This is a genomic window from Knoellia locipacati, from assembly GCF_044791685.1.
In the GTDB taxonomy this organism is placed as follows: domain Bacteria; phylum Actinomycetota; class Actinomycetes; order Actinomycetales; family Dermatophilaceae; genus Knoellia; species Knoellia locipacati_A.
In genome coordinates, this window is sequence record NZ_CP087730.1 from 1233124 (window position 1) to 1247493 (window position 14370).

At 71.9% G+C, this 14370-nt stretch carries 14 protein-coding genes; 11 read left to right on the plus strand and 3 right to left on the minus strand.

Annotated elements, in window-relative coordinates; translation table 11 throughout:
- Positions 1–69: 69 nt before the first annotated feature.
- The 3 genes from LL946_RS05795 to LL946_RS05805 all read right to left on the minus strand — a co-directional run bounded on the left by LL946_RS05795 (position 70) and on the right by LL946_RS05805 (position 4072).
- Positions 70–1377 carry an alkaline phosphatase family protein gene (locus LL946_RS05795; protein WP_404385704.1) on the minus strand — a complete coding sequence of 436 codons (1308 nt, stop codon included), beginning with the start codon at positions 1375–1377 and terminating at the stop codon, positions 70–72.
- A 239-nt stretch (positions 1378–1616) separates the two neighbouring features.
- Positions 1617–2489 (minus strand): hypothetical protein, encoded by an 873-nt coding sequence (locus LL946_RS05800; protein WP_404385706.1) that lies wholly within the window; start codon positions 2487–2489, stop codon positions 1617–1619.
- 95 nt (positions 2490–2584) lie between these two features.
- Positions 2585–4072: a PhoX family protein gene (locus LL946_RS05805; protein WP_404385708.1), complete on the minus strand. Its 1488-nt coding sequence runs from the start codon at positions 4070–4072 to the stop codon at positions 2585–2587.
- 71 nt (positions 4073–4143) lie between these two features.
- Between LL946_RS05805 and LL946_RS05810 the strand changes: the two genes are divergently transcribed.
- The 11 genes from LL946_RS05810 (at position 4144) to LL946_RS05860 (ending at position 14301) form a co-directional block, all read left to right on the plus strand.
- Positions 4144–4713 (plus strand): molybdenum cofactor guanylyltransferase, encoded by a 570-nt coding sequence (locus tag LL946_RS05810; RefSeq protein ID WP_404385710.1) that lies wholly within the window; start codon positions 4144–4146, stop codon positions 4711–4713.
- Between the two features lie 66 nt (positions 4714–4779).
- Positions 4780–4950, plus strand: a complete 171-nt coding sequence (locus tag LL946_RS05815; RefSeq protein ID WP_404385712.1) for a hypothetical protein — start codon at positions 4780–4782, stop codon at positions 4948–4950.
- Complete coding sequence (locus LL946_RS05820; protein ID WP_404385714.1) at positions 4947–5195, plus strand: DUF6069 family protein; 249 nt, start codon at positions 4947–4949, stop codon at positions 5193–5195. Before LL946_RS05815 ends, LL946_RS05820 begins: the two co-directional genes overlap by 4 nt.
- A 136-nt stretch (positions 5196–5331) precedes the next feature.
- Positions 5332–6312, plus strand: a complete 981-nt coding sequence (locus LL946_RS05825) for an NAD(P)H-quinone oxidoreductase (protein WP_404385716.1) — start codon at positions 5332–5334, stop codon at positions 6310–6312.
- Between the two features lie 215 nt (positions 6313–6527).
- Positions 6528–7238 (plus strand): PadR family transcriptional regulator, encoded by a 711-nt coding sequence (locus LL946_RS05830; RefSeq protein WP_404385718.1) that lies wholly within the window; start codon positions 6528–6530, stop codon positions 7236–7238.
- The gene (locus tag LL946_RS05835; RefSeq protein ID WP_404385720.1) at positions 7235–7963 is read left to right on the plus strand and encodes an ABC transporter ATP-binding protein; all 729 of its coding nucleotides are present in this window, start codon (positions 7235–7237) and stop codon (positions 7961–7963) included. The genes LL946_RS05830 and LL946_RS05835 overlap by 4 nt, the downstream gene beginning before the upstream one ends.
- A gap of 122 nt (positions 7964–8085) precedes the next feature.
- The gene (locus tag LL946_RS05840) at positions 8086–10875 is read left to right on the plus strand and encodes an FtsX-like permease family protein (RefSeq protein WP_404385722.1); all 2790 of its coding nucleotides are present in this window, start codon (positions 8086–8088) and stop codon (positions 10873–10875) included.
- A gap of 29 nt (positions 10876–10904) precedes the next feature.
- A complete protein-coding gene (locus LL946_RS05845; RefSeq protein WP_404385724.1) occupies positions 10905–11492 on the plus strand; it encodes a TIGR03086 family metal-binding protein in 588 nt (195 codons plus the stop codon).
- Between the two features lie 13 nt (positions 11493–11505).
- The gene (locus tag LL946_RS05850) at positions 11506–12186 is read left to right on the plus strand and encodes a bacterial proteasome activator family protein (RefSeq protein ID WP_404385726.1); all 681 of its coding nucleotides are present in this window, start codon (positions 11506–11508) and stop codon (positions 12184–12186) included.
- Positions 12187–12231: 45 nt separating this feature from the next.
- Positions 12232–13302: a WD40/YVTN/BNR-like repeat-containing protein gene (locus LL946_RS05855; RefSeq protein WP_404385728.1), complete on the plus strand. Its 1071-nt coding sequence runs from the start codon at positions 12232–12234 to the stop codon at positions 13300–13302.
- 63 nt (positions 13303–13365) lie between these two features.
- A complete protein-coding gene (locus tag LL946_RS05860; protein ID WP_404385730.1) occupies positions 13366–14301 on the plus strand; it encodes an acyl-ACP desaturase in 936 nt (311 codons plus the stop codon).
- Positions 14302–14370: the final 69 nt, after the last annotated feature.

The window sequence follows — 14370 nt, forward strand, 5'->3', positions numbered from 1 at the left end:
GCGACACCGACAGCCCGCCACCGGTTATCTCCAACGCCGCCCACGGGGGATGGCCCGCGACCACCTCCCTCAGTCCAGCAGCGCCTCGCGAAGGACGCGGCCCTCGTTGGCGGCGGGTGGCTCGGCCCCGAGCAGGTGGCTGATCGTGGCCGCGAGGTCGATGTGCCGTGGACTGCGCGGCTGCACTCCGGGGCGTACCCGGTGGCCGGACAGCACGAGGGGTACGTCGAGCTCCGAGCGGCCGCCGTGGCGGCCGTCCGAACCCTCGCCGGGCGCGGTCACGAACAGCGCATAGGGCTCACGTGTCTCGACGACGAGCTGGCCGTACTGCGGCGCCATCCGCATCGAGGCCTGGTCGGCCTTCGTGAAGACTCCGCTCACTCCGTCGATGCCGCCGAACACCTCGGCAACCCGAGACGTGGCGGATGACGAACCCGCCAGGTCACCGAGCAGGTGGACCGACGCGATCGAGCCGCCTCCCACGAAGACGACCTGCGTCTCGGGGCGAGGGGGTCGTCCCCCGCTCGAGACGTACTCGGCCGCAAACCCAGCCGAGGCCAGCCGCTCGATGGCCAGCCCTCCCAGCGGAGTCCGCCACGAGCTCATCCCGTGGTCCGCCGTCACGAGCCACGTGGTGCGCCCCCAGAGGTCGGCGTCCTTCACGGCTTGGATGAGGCGACCGATCGCCAGGTCCGTCTCGCGCAGGGTGGCGAGCATCCGCGAGTCGTCCGGACCCCACAGGTGTCCGTCTCCATCGATGTCGCTCGAGTAGACGGCGAGGAAGTCGGGCGGAGCGGGCATGGTCACGGTCGTTGACCCGCTGCGCACGGGCTGTCCGGTGAGCATGGCGATGGCGTCGTCGACGCGGGCATCGATCCGTCCACCCGGCTGGGTGTAGAGGCCCTCGACGTCGCCGTACGCCACGCCCTTGTCCTGGAGGATGAACCACTGGGCCGACCCGATGGTCAGGCCCTGACGACGCAACGACTGGCCCAGCCCCTCGACAGCACTGTCGCGACTCTGGCCCCGGGCCACGCCGGCAGCCTCGTCGAACCAGTAGGCGGCGTTGCGTGTCCTGTCCGGGTGGGTGCCGCACGAGATCGACGTCCACGACGGGTTCGTGATCGTCGTCATCACCCCACGACTCGGCGTGACCGAGCCGCGGTGTGCCAAGGACATGAGGTGCGGCAGCTCCACGCGCCCGTCGAGGTACTCGAGGTCGAGACCGTCCAGCGCCAGGAGGATGACGTGGCCTCGCGGACGCGAAAGGGCGGCATCCGCAGCGCTGGCGGAGGCGAGGGGCGCCGCGGCGAGAGAGCCGGCAGCGACGGCGCCGCCGAGCACCGCGCGGCGGGACACGGAGAGGTGTGAGGGCATGCGCTCGACGCTAGGTCGGAGACGGCGACGCCCCGGCGAGGCTCGGGTGAACGTCGAACGAACTAGGTCCGAAGATGCGCGACCGCACGCCAGGCGGGATCCGGCCGGTCGGCCACCTCGGCGCTCCCCTGGTCCCAACCGCTCACGGCTGCACGCACCACGTCCGCGCCGGGCCCGGTGGAATCGACGTAGTAGTGCAGTGTGCGCACGCCGGCACTGGTCTCGTGGGCGACGACCCGTCAGCTCGTCCCCAGCCGCTCTGCGACGTGGTCCTCGAGCAGGCGGAGCGCGCCCAGCGACCCCTCGCCGGGCAGCCCGTCCTCGGTGAGGTCGCTGAACGGGACCTGGACGGCGACGTGGCGGTCGAGCTCCGGGGCCGAGGTCGCGGCCAGCGGCACCTGCGCGGAGGCGATGACACGACCTCGAGGACCCTGCCCCTGCAGGAGGACCCACGTCGGCTCCCCGGACTCGTCGCGGTGCTCGGCGGCCAGCCCGTCGACAAGCGGTGCGAGCTGGGCGAGCGGGAAGCCGTCGAGCGGCGCCTCGACCGCAGGCGTGATGCCGCCGAGCCACGTCTCGACGTCGTTCTCGCCGATCGCCTCGTCGAGGGCGAGCATCGTCACCTGCTGGCGCGCCTGCTCGGGGAGATCGCGGAACGACGGGTGGTGGATCGAGACGTCGAGGTGGCTGCCCTCGCGACGCGCACCGACGACGACCTCGGAGAACCTGATGCTGTGCGGGCCGATCGCGAGCGAGCCGTCGCACGTCCCACGCTGCCGCGCGTCGGCGTACTCCCAGGTCTCGTCCGTCGCCGGCTCCGGTGCCGCACGCAGCCACCGGCGAGCGACCGCACGCACGTCCGGGTCACCCTCGGGCGAGACGACGAGGACGTGCTGGGCCACCCGACCCGGTCCGAGCTCCCACGCGAGCCGGTCGTCGACGGCCTTCACCCGTGAGGAGATCGGCTCGACCAGGTGCGACGGGTCGCCGGCGGCGATGGCGTCGGCGGTGAGCCGCGCCCCCTCACCGGTCCACCACTGCCAGAACGCCTCGATGGCCTGCTCCTGAGCCATGCCTTTGTCCGCTGGCGCCTTGCGCCGGAAGATCCCCATGGCCCCAGATCGTCGCACTGCACGAAAGGCGACGTATGCCGGTCAGTGGACTGACCGGCATACGTCGCCGTGCGTCGTGCGAGGGGAGAGCAGCGTCAGACGCCGATGCGCTCCCACGGGCCCCAGATCGCGAAGGACATGCCCGCGCTCGCCTGGATGTTGACGAAGAGCGTGCGGCCGTCGGGGCTGAAGGTCGACCCGGCGAACTCGTCACCGAACCGCGGTGCCCCGTCGCCGCCGACCCGCAGCCGGTTGAGCGCGATGTCCCAGAGCTGGCCACCACGGCTCAGGCCGCGCAGGTAGTTGTCGCCGCTGCTGTCCTCGCAGACGACGAGCGTGCCGCGGTCGCTCACGGTGATGTTGTCCGGGAAGTCGAACGTCTCCTTGCCCGGCGACTGGTAGACGAGGCGCAGCTTCTCGGAGCGCGTGTCGTAGGCCCAGACCTGGCCGAAACCGTTGCCGTAGCCGTTGATGAGCTCGTTGCCGGTCTCGGCGTCACCGCCGCCCTGCGTCGAGGTGAAGTAGACGACGCCGTTGTCGTAGACCTGACCCTCGAGCCGCGAGAACCCGGCGGCGCCCAGGGCCCGACCCTGGCCGCCGACGTACTGGAGCGCCGTGTCGTTGGCGGTCGGCGCGGTCTGGCCCGGGGTGTAGGGGAACTCGGGGTCCGGGTCCTCGATGTCGACCCACTCGACGGAGTAGACGGCGCCCTTGGGCTGGTGAGCCTCGAGGTGCGCGTTGGGCTGGCCCTTGACCGCGAGCATCTGGAGCGTGCCCTCGTTGTCGAGGCGACCGGACTCCATCGGGTTGGTCTTCGGGGTATAGCGGTAGAAGCCCGACGGGAAGGCGAAGTTGTCCTCGGTGAGGTAAAGACGCCCCTCGCGCGGGTCGAACGACACGGCCTCGTGCGGGAACCGGCCGGCCTTGGTGATCGGCATGGCGCCGGCCGTGCCCTCGACCGGGACCTCGAAGACGTAACCGTGCGGCTTGGTGAGCCCGGTGTTGGGCGCACCGGTGAAGTCGGGGCCGACGTCCGGCCCGTTGACGGTCTCCTCGCAGGTCACCCAGGCGCCCCACGGCATCTGACCGCCGGAGCAGTTCATCATCGTGCCGCTGAGCGCTGTCCACGCCGCCTGCACGTTGCCCTCGCCGTCGACGTCGACGTGGGTGCAGCCACCACGGGCCATCTCGTCGTAGACGTGGTCGCCGCCGCCGGGCGGGCCGAACGCCTTGCCGGTGCCGTTGACTTCGTGGTTGCGGATGAGGGTGATGGCGCCGTCGGGCCCGTCGAACGCGCCCATGCCGTCGTGGCGGCCGGGCAGGTTGGTCTTGTCGTCCAGCACGATGGGCGTCTCGGTGTCGTGGAACGAGCGGTAGCTGAACCCTTCGGGCAGGTGCAGCCGCACCTTGTCGTCCCGCAGGTCGGGGATGGCCCGGAGGCGCCGGAAGGCGGGAGCCCCGAGCGCGCCAACGGGGGCTGCGCCGGCCGGTCCGGCCACCAGCCCCTGGAACGGTCCGGCGAGGGCGGTGGCCCCGGCCGCTACTGCTGCACCCTTGAGGACGGTGCGCCTTTCTACTGCCATGAGTTCGACTCCTTTGTCGTGTCGCGATCGGTCCAACGTATGCCGTGGGTGTGACGCGCGACAATGGTCACGTGAGTGGATCCGTGCAGGTCATCGTGCTGGCCGGGGGTTCATCACGCCGTTTCGGCTCGGACAAGCTCGCCGCCCTCCTGCCCGACGGACGCTCCGTCCTCGGCCACTGCCTTGCCGGTATGCCGTCCGGCTGGCCCCTCGTCGTCGTGGGGCCTTCGCGGGTCGTCCCGGAGGCGGTGGCCGGGCGTGTGAGCTGGGTGCGGGAGTCCCCGCCCGGTGGCGGACCGCTGGCGGGGATCGCAGCGGGGCTGGAGGCCGTCGGGAGCGACGTCGTGTGCGTGGTGCCGGGTGACGCACCGAGGGCGGGCGAGGTGCTCGCCCTCCTGGTGGCTGAGCTCGACGGTGATGTGTCCGTCTCGGCGGCCGTGCTGAGCGACGGTGAGGGACGGGCGAACCCGGTGCTCGCGGCATACCGGACGGATGACCTGCGCCGAGCGCTCCCGGACTCGACTGCGGGAGTCCCGGCGCGCACGCTGCTCTCGCTCCCCCACGTCGAGGTGCGTGCAGCGTTCGAGGTGCGCGACGTCGACACCCCCGAGGACCTGGACGCGATGACGCGGAAATCGTGAACCGACCCGGTTGCAGCCGGGTCGGGTGACGATTTCCGCCACATCCCCGGCCGCCACCCGCCCGCCGTGGGCTGCTACCACTGGCTCGAGGGCGAGGGCGCGTACCTGCCGCTGACCATCGATGTCCTGCGCGTGGCCGACGGCAAGGTCGCCGAGATCACGACGTTCCACGCCGACCAGTTCCCGCGGTTCGACCTGCCCGAGGGCCTGCCGGCCGATGAGAGGGGGACGGCATGAACCGGCTTCGCAGACTCGCCCTCACGGGCACTGCGGCGACCGCCACCGCCGCCGGGTCGACCACCCTTGTCGCAGCGCTGATCCGGGCCGTCGGTGTCGACTTCGAGGTCACCGATGGTGGCGAGACCATCCCGCTGTCCGGGATCGCCTTCGTCACCGGCTTCTTCTCGCTCGTGGGCGTCGCCATCGCTGCGGTCGTGATGATCCCCGTCCTCACGCGAGCCCTCGACCGTCGGACGCGGTGACGTCCAGAGGGTGGCATGGCCCCGCTGTCGGGACCGGCTCGCGCTGTCGGAGGCATCTCCAGCCTCGACAGCGCAGCGTGACCCCGACAACGCCCCGGCACCGCCGCGCAACCGCCCCGGTCGTACGTTGGACCGCATGAAGGCGATCACCATCCCGAAGCCGGGCGGCCCCGAGGCCCTCGTCCTGTCCGACGTCGACACCCCCGAGCCCGGGGCTGGCGAGGTCCGGATCAGGGTCGCGGCCGCCGGGGTCAACCGGGCCGACATCATGCAGCGGATGGGCCACTACGACCCGCCTCCCGGCATGACCGACATCCCCGGCCTCGAGGTGTCCGGCGTCATCGACGCGGTGGGCGACGACGTCGGCGAGTGGGTCGTCGGTGACCAGGTCTGCGCGCTGCTCGTCGGTGGCGGCTACGCCGAGCAGGTGACCGTGCCCGCGGGTCAGGTCCTCCCCGTCCCCAAGGGTGTCGACCTCGTCGACGCCGCAGCCCTGCCCGAGGTCGCATCGACCGTCTGGTCCAACGTCTTCCTCACCGCGAACCTCCAGCCCGGCGAGACCCTCCTCGTCCACGGCGGCTCCTCCGGTATCGGGACCATGGCGATCCAGCTGGCCCGCGAGGTCGGGGCCCGCGTGGCCGTCACCGCCGGCTCGCAGGAGAAGCTCGACGCCTGCCGCGAGCTCGGGGCCGAGATCCTCATCGACTACAAGGAGCAGGACTTCGTCGAGGAGCTCGCCCGCGCGACCGACGGCCACGGCGCCGACGTCATCCTCGACAACATGGGCGCGAAGTACCTCTCCCGCAACGTCCAGGCCCTCGCCACGTCGGGTCGCCTCGTCATCATCGGGATGCAGGGCGGCACCAAGGGCGAGCTCGACATCAACGCCCTGCTGCGCAAGCGCGGCGCCCTCATCGCCACCTCGCTGCGGGCCCGGCCGGTCGCCGAGAAGGCCACCATCGTCGCCGCCGTACGCGAGCACGTCTGGCCGATGATCGCCGACGGTCGCGTCCGCCCGATCGTCCACTCCCGCCGCCCGCTGGCCGAGGCCGCCGAGGCGCACGCCGAGATGGAGGGCAGCACCCACATCGGCAAGATCCTCCTCCTCGCCGACTGACCGGCATACGCCGGCTCGTCACGTCGCGCCCAGCTGAGCGTGGCGAAGACGTGCTTGCCAACTCGCTGAATACTCGGTATACATATCCTGCCCGAGCACGACATACCGAGTATTCAGCAGGTTCAGGGACCGACTGAAAACCTCTCGGTATGCCGGCTCGGCACCGTACGCGGGAGCGCAGGGGTTCTCGCGTCGAACGTCGAAGGAGATCCGAGATGTCGGTCAAGCAGGGGCTCATGGCCCTCCTAGCGCAGGGCCCGATGTACGGCGCCCAGCTGCGCGTCGAGTTCGAGGAGCGCACGGGCGGCACGTGGCCGCTCAACGTCGGGCAGGTCTACACGACCCTCGCCCGGCTGGAGCGCGACGGGCTCGTGGAGCCGACAGGGGAGGCGGACGGCGAGGGCCGGATCTCGTACCGCCTCACGGAGGCCGGGGCCGCCGAGGTCGGCACGTGGTGGACCACGCCGGTCGACCGTGACAGCACTCCGCGCGACGAGCTGACGATCAAGCTCGCGCTCGCCGTGACCGTCCCCGGCGTCGACGTGCAGGCCGTCGCGCAGACCCAGCGGACCGCCACGCTCAGGCACCTGCACGACCTCACCCGGCTCAAGCAGCAGGTCATGCGCAAGCAGCGCGACGCTGAGGGGCGCGCCGAGGAGGGCACCCAGCCAGCTGCTGCCGGTGACGCCACGGGTGAGGGCAACCACGACCTCGCCTGGCTGCTCGTCCTCGAGAACCTCATCTTCACCGCCGAGGCCGAGGTGCGGTGGCTCGACCACGTCGAGACCCGGCTGCACCGGGAGTCGCTGCGCCCTTTTCGCCGTTCGGGGCCAGCGGCCGCCGAGGGCGCGGCACGGGCGGAGGCGGAGGACACGGCATACCGGCGTGAGCTCCGTGACCAGAGCGAGCGCGAGGCACGACGATGACCGGCCCCAGCCTGCTGCTCGAGAACGTCACCCGGGTCCACGGCACCGGTGACACGGCCGTGCGAGCGCTCGACGGCGTGAGCCTCGAGGTCATGCCCGGGGAGCTCGTCGCGGTCATGGGCCCGAGCGGCTCGGGCAAGTCGACCCTGCTCAACCTCGCCGGCGGCCTCGACCAGGCCACGAGCGGCCGGGTCGTCATCGAGGGCGAGAACCTCACGGCCCTGGGCGCCAAGGGCATCGCCCAGCTGCGCCGCCGCCGGGTCGGGTTCGTCTTCCAGGACTACAACCTCATCCCGAGCCTCACCGCCGCAGAGAACGTCGGGCTCCCGCTCGAGCTCGACGGACAGCGCGCGAGCAGGGCTCGACGACAGGCGCGCCAGACCCTCGAGCTCATGGGGCTGCGCGAGCTGTCCGACCGCTTCCCCGACCAGATGTCGGGAGGCCAGCAGCAGCGCGTCGCCATCGCCCGCGCACTCGTCGGCAGCCGCCGGCTCGTCCTCGCCGACGAGCCCACCGGCGCCCTCGACTCACACACCGGTGAGGACGTGCTTCGCGTCCTGCGCGAGCGCTGCGACGAGGGCGTGGCCGGGCTGCTCGTCACCCACGAGGCGCGTCACGCCGCCTGGGCAGACCGCGTCGTCTTCCTCCGCGACGGTGTCGTCGTCGACTCGACCGGACGCGCGAGCTTGCCCGAGGACCTGCTCGCGACGGGCCTGCCGCGATGACCACACTGGCGCGGCGGGGGGCCCGTTCAGGGGCGTGGCCCCCCGCCGGTTCGTCCGACGGTCCTTCCGGATCCGGTTCGGCGAGAGGGCGGTTCACCGGCAGCTGGGGCATCGCGCTGCGCATGGCCCGCCGCGACGTCCGCCGGCACAGGGGCCGCAGCGCCCTCATCCTCGTCATGGTGGCCGTGCCGACGATGCTCCTCGTCTTCGCGCTCACGGCCATGGCCACGAGCCAGATCGACGGCCCCGAGCAGATCCCCTTCCGGATGGGCAACGGGGTCGGCGCACTGGAGTACCCCCAGCCCAACGCCGTGGACCAGCCGTTCGACCCCTCGTCGGGGATGGCCTCGTCGGGCGAGGTCGCGCCCATCCCCGGCTGGGTCGGCGGCGGGTCCTCGTTCGACAACGCGCAGGCGATCAGCTCCCTGACGGGGACGACCGCGGTGCCCTGGCTCGAGGAGTCCGTGACGACCCGGCGCGACGAGCGGCGACTGTCGTTGCAGTCGCTGGCGATCGACGTCAGGTCGGGCCTCACCGACAAGGTGACCCTCACCGGTGGCCGCCTGCCCGAGCGGGTGGGCGAGGTCCTCGTGACCGAGTCGGGGGAGAACCGCGGCCTGCCGACGAGTGGGAGCCTCACCCTTCGGGTCGGCGGGTCCGAGCGGGAGGTCGTGGTCGTCGGCACCGCCAGGGCGCTCTCGCAGCACGGTGGCATGCACGAGGACCTCGTCACCCCGGCGCCGTTCGTCGCAGGGCAGCCGGCCGGCGGCTGGATCCTGCTCGACAACGAGCCGGTGTCCTGGCGCGACGTCCGCGACCTCAACCGCTACGGCCTGGTCGTGTGGTCGGCCGACGTGCTGCGCAACCCTCCGGACGCGAGCGCCCTCTCCGCGAGCCAGCGCTCGATGGCCCAGTTCGACCAGGACCGGATGGGGACGTTCGTCGCCATCGGCGGTGCGCTCCTTCTCGTCATCACCACCCTGCTCGTCGGGCCGGCGTTCGCCGTGAGCGCGGCCCGCCAGCGCCGGACCCTCGCCCTGTCGGCGAGCAACGGCGCGACCACGGCCCAGCTGCGACACACGGTGCTCGCCCAGGCACTCGTGCTCGGCGTCATCGCCGCCCTCGCGGGTGCAGGCCTCGGCGTCCTGCTGACCTGGGTCGTGGCGACCCGGAGCCTCCTCGCGGAGTTCCTCGGGGTCTGGGGTCCGTTCGAGGTCCCGGTCGTCCCGGTTCTCGTCACCACCGCGGCGGCGATGGCCAGCGCGGTGATCGCGGCGCTCCTGCCCGCCCGTCGCCTGGGCCGGCTGGACATCGTCGGCGTCATGAAGGGTCAGAACGTCTCGCCCAGGCCGAGCAAGGTCGTCTTCGTCATCGGTGCCCTCCTCGCCGGACTCGGTGGCTTCTCGGTGATCTCGTTGGCGGCGACACAGGCCGCCACCGGCCGCGACGGCGGCGAGGTCAAGACCGTCCTCGCGACGCTCGCCCTCGTCGTCGGCGCCGTGATGCTCGCGCCGATGCTCCTCGTCGGCATCGCACGCGTCAGCTCACGGCTCCCGGTGTCCCTGAGAATGGCCACCCGCGACGCCGGACGCCAGCGGTCGCGCAGCGTGCCTGCCGTCGCGGCCATCCTCGCCGGCGTCGCCGTCCTGACCATGGTGCTCATCGCGAGCGGCAGCGACGAGGAGCAGCGCCGTCGTGAGTACACCGCCCAGAACATCCTCGGCGACGCCACCGTGCACAGCTCCAAGGCCGACCTCAGCGCCCAGGAGGTCGAGCGGATCGCGGCCGGTTTCCGGGCGGTCCGACCGGGGCTGGAGATCGCTCCCGTGGCGATGGTCGACGCCGGTGAGGCGTGGATGTACGCCCCGAACCCCGCGCCACCCACCCGGCCCTACGACCTCCACGCGGTCAACGTCGTCCCGCCCGGCTGCACGCCGGAGCGCACGGTCAACGACGCCCCCGTCGCCCCGACCGGGACGAACGAGCAGCCTCCGTGTCAGGTCATCGGCACCCAGGGCATGGGCAACGCCCAGATGAACTTCACGACACCGGACGAGATCCGGCGGCGCCTCACCGCCATCGGACATGCCAAGGACGTCGACGCCGTGCTCGCCGGTGCCGTCGTCATCGCCCGTGCCGCCGGAACCCCACGGGTCGTGACCGACGGCACGGTCACGGTCATGACGGCGATCCAGCGCATCGACCCCGTGAAGGAGCAGCTCGGCGACGGCAGCGCGCAGGAGCTCAGGGACATCCGGACGACCGCGCTCCCCGCCGTCGAGGTCGAGCTCGACCGCGACACGATCGGTCCGCTGCTGTCGTCGAGCCTGCTCGCGACGACCGACACCGCGAAGGCGCAGGGATGGCCGGTCCGCACCTCCCGGCTCACGCTGCACGACCCGGCCGGGCCCATCTCGCAGGACCTGTCCGACCGCCTCGGCTTCGGCGCCGACGACGACGTCTACATCGCGGCCGAGCGCGGCTTCGTCTCCGAGTACGCCACGATCATCGCCGTCCTCCTCGGCATCTTCACCCTGCTGCTCCTCGTCATCACGCTGACCTCGACGGCGCTCACGCTCACCGAGCAGGAGAACGACCAGGCGACGCTCGCCGCCCTCGGCTCCGGTCGCGGCACCCGACGCGTCATGGCCGCGGCCCAGGCGTTCACGCTCTGCGCCATCGGCGCGGTCCTGGGCGTCGCCGTCGGCATCGTCCCCGGCATCGCCCTGGCCTACCCGCTCACCGCGCAGTCCTACGACCCGCTCACCGGGGAGGGGATCACCGGCGACCCGGTCCTCGTCTTCCCGTGGCTCGTGCTCGTCGGGTTCGCGGTCGCGGTCCCGGTCGTGGCAGCGGGACTGGCTGCGGCCGGCATACGGAAGGCTCCCGACGCGACCCATCGCACGGCGTGACTGGCAGCGCCACCTGACAGACTCCTCGTATGCCGTTCCCTCACGACCCAGCCGGGCGTCACCGCGCGATCGCGGGCATCTTCACCGAGCGCGTGCAGGGGGTGTCGGACTGGGACACCCCGGCCCCGGTCGCTGGCTGGGCGGCGCGCGACGTCGTCCGCCACCTCGTCGAGTGGTTCCCGGGGTTCCTCGAGGCGGGCGCCGGGGTGACCCTCGAGAGCGGACCGTCCGTGGACGACGACCCGGTGGGCGCGTGGACGACCCACGCCGACGCGGTCCAGGCGCTCCTCGACGACCCGGAGACGCAGACCAAGGTGTTGAGCAACCGCCACATCGGCGACGTGCCCCTGCCGCAGGCGGTCGACCAGTTCTACACGAGCGACGTCTTCATGCACACGTGGGACCTCGCACGCGCGACGGGACAGCCCGACCGGCTCGACGAGGAGTTCGCCAACCAGCTGTTCAGCGGGATGCAGGACTACGACGAGGCACTGCGGACCTCCGGCCAGTACGGCCCGCGGGTCGACGTGCCCGAGACGGCCGACATCACGGACCGGCTCATGGGCTTCGTCGGGCGCGAGCCGTCGTGGACCCCTCCGGGCCGATCCAAGGGGTGACCCGTGGGGCAGGATGGCTGACATGAGCCAGACGCCCCACCAGCCGCAGTCGCCAGCGTCGGACGAGTCGGCCGAGTCGGTCGAGTCGGTCGAGGAGCCCCGCGAGGTCCACGGCACCGCCACGATCGACGACGACCGGGTCGTGGTCGTCACGCCCGAGGGCATGGGCGTCGCCGACCGCTCCCCCGGGGCCGGCAAGGCGAGCCAGAACCCCGCCGACCTCGTCGAGCAGCCGGCCAAGGTCATGCGGATCGGCTCGATGATCAAGCAGCTCCTCGAGGAGGTCCGCAACGCGCCCCTCGATGACAAGGGCCGGGCTCGGCTGGCCGACGTCCACGAGCGCTCGATCGCCGAGCTCAAGGACGGCCTCGCCCCCGAGCTCGTCGAGGAGCTCGAGCGGATCGCGCTGCCCTTCAGCGAGGAGGCGCCGTCCGACGCCGAGCTCCGCGTCGCCCAGGCGCAGCTCGTCGGCTGGCTCGAGGGCCTCTTCCACGGCATCCAGACCGCGCTCGTCGCCCAGCAGATGGCGGCGCAGGCGCAGCTCCAGCAGATGCGCGCCCTCCCGCCGGGCCACGGCCCCGCGCCGGGCCACCCGGGGCAGGCCTCCGGGCCCATCGGGATGCCCAACATGCCCGGCGGACCGTCGCGCCCGGCCGACCCCGGACACGGCGAGGGCACCGGCCAGTACCTCTGACCCGCTCGACGCGCGCCCCGGCGTGATGTGCGGCAGGGTGCCTCCATGCGCACCCTCTCTCGAACGCTCACCGCTCCCCTGTATGCCGTCGCCCTCGTCGCGCTGTCGGCTCCCGTCGCCGCGGCCGCGCCGCTGTCGCCCGCTGCCGACCTCGAGTGGTCGGTGTCGACGGTCGACGCCGACCAGAGCTTCCGCGGGCTGGACGCGGTCGACGCGCAGACGGCGTGGGTGAGCGGGGCGAGCGTGAGCGGCGGTGCGGCCAAGGTCTACCGGTCGACCGACGCCGGCTCGTCCTGGGTCGACGTGAGCCCTCCGGGCAGCACCGGGCTGAACTTCCGTGACGTCGAGGCGGTCGACGCCCGCACCGCGACGGTCCTCGCGATCGGCGAGGGCGAGGCGTCACGGGTCTACCGCACGACCGACGGCGGCGCGACGTGGACCGAGACCTTCCGCAACGACGAGCCGACCGCCTTCTACAACTGCATGGACTTCTACCCCGGCGGCCAGCGCGGGCTCGCGGTGAGCGACCCCGTGCGCGGGAAGTTCCGGATCATCGCCACCGAGGACGGCGGCCGCTCGTGGGAGGTCCTGCCCGACGCCGGCATGCCCGACTCGACCGGTGAGGCGAACTTCTCCGCCAGTGGCGACTGCCTGACGATCTCGGGCCGTGACGCGTGGTTCGGCTCCGGTGGGGCTCAGTCGCGCGTCTTCCACTCCGAGGACGGTGGACTGACGTGGAGCGCGACCGACTCCACCATCCCGGCCGGGGAGGCGGCAGGTGTGTTCGCCCTGGCGTTCCGCACGCCCGGGCAGGGTGTGGCCGTCGGTGGCGACTTCGCCGCGCCGGCGGACGGTGTCGACGCGACGGCACGCAGCAACAACGGCGACACGTGGCGCAGCGCCGGCGACCTCGCCCACCTCGGTGAGGACGTGTCGTGGCTCGGGCACCGCCTGGTCGTCGTCGGTCAGGGCGGCTCCGTCGGCGGCAGCAGCGTGTCGATCGACGGGGGGCGGAGCTGGCGCCAGTTCAGCACCGCTCTGTTCCACACGCTCGACTGCACCGACGACGGCGCCTGCTGGGCCGCGGGTGGTTCGGGTCGAGTCGGGACGCTCTGAGCGGGAAAATCGAACCGCCGAGTAACTGGCGGGTCCAACCTACGGGAGCGTAGGTTGGCCCGCATGACCGCCACCACGTGGAGCCAGACCGACCTCCTGCGCGAGCTCAGCCCCGTCGTCGAGGCGAACCTCAACCGCCACCTCGGCGTCGCCAAGACGTGGTACCCCCACGACTTCATCCCGTGGAGCGACGGGCGCAACTTCGACGGCCTCATGGGCGGTGACGCCTGGAGCCCCGACGACGCGCCCATCTCGGACGTCGCCCGCTCGGCGCTCATCGTCAACCTGCTCACCGAGGACAACCTCCCGAGCTACCACCACGAGATCGCGATCATCTTCGGGCGCGACGACGCCTGGGGCGAGTGGGTCCACCGCTGGACGGCCGAGGAGGGCCGTCACGGCATCGCCATGCGCGACTACATGCTCGTCAAGCGCATGGTCGACCCCACGGCGCTCGAGGACTTCCGCATGACGCACATGTCGCAGGGCTACGAGTCGGCGCACAGCGGTGAGCTGCTGCACTCGCTGGCCTACGTCTCGTTCCAGGAGCTCGCGACCCGCGTCTCGCACCGCAACACCGGTCGCTTCACCAGTGACCCGATGGCCGACCAGCTGCTCCAGCGGATCGCGGCGGACGAGAACCTCCACATGATCTTCTACCGCAACCTCATGGGCGCCGCGCTCGAGCTCGACCCGAGCCAGGGGATGCAGGCGATCCGCGACGTCGTCCTCAACTTCGCGATGCCGGGCACCGACATCCCCGGCTTCCAGCGCAAGGCCGTCGAGATGGCCGTCGCCGGGATCTACGACCTCCGCCAGCACGCCGACGACGTCGTCGCGCCGGTGCTGCGCTTCTGGAAGGTCTGGGACCTCGAGGGACTGACCGCCGAGGGCGAGCAGGCGCGCACCGAGCTCGCCGAGTTCCTGGCCGGGCTCGACACCAAGGCCTCGCGGTTCGAGGACAAGCGCGACACCCTCGCCGCCCGCATGAACCTCTGACCCGAGCCCCCACCCGCTCCACGCCCGGACTGATTGCCCCTGGACCACCGATCGGGGCCCGATTTCGGG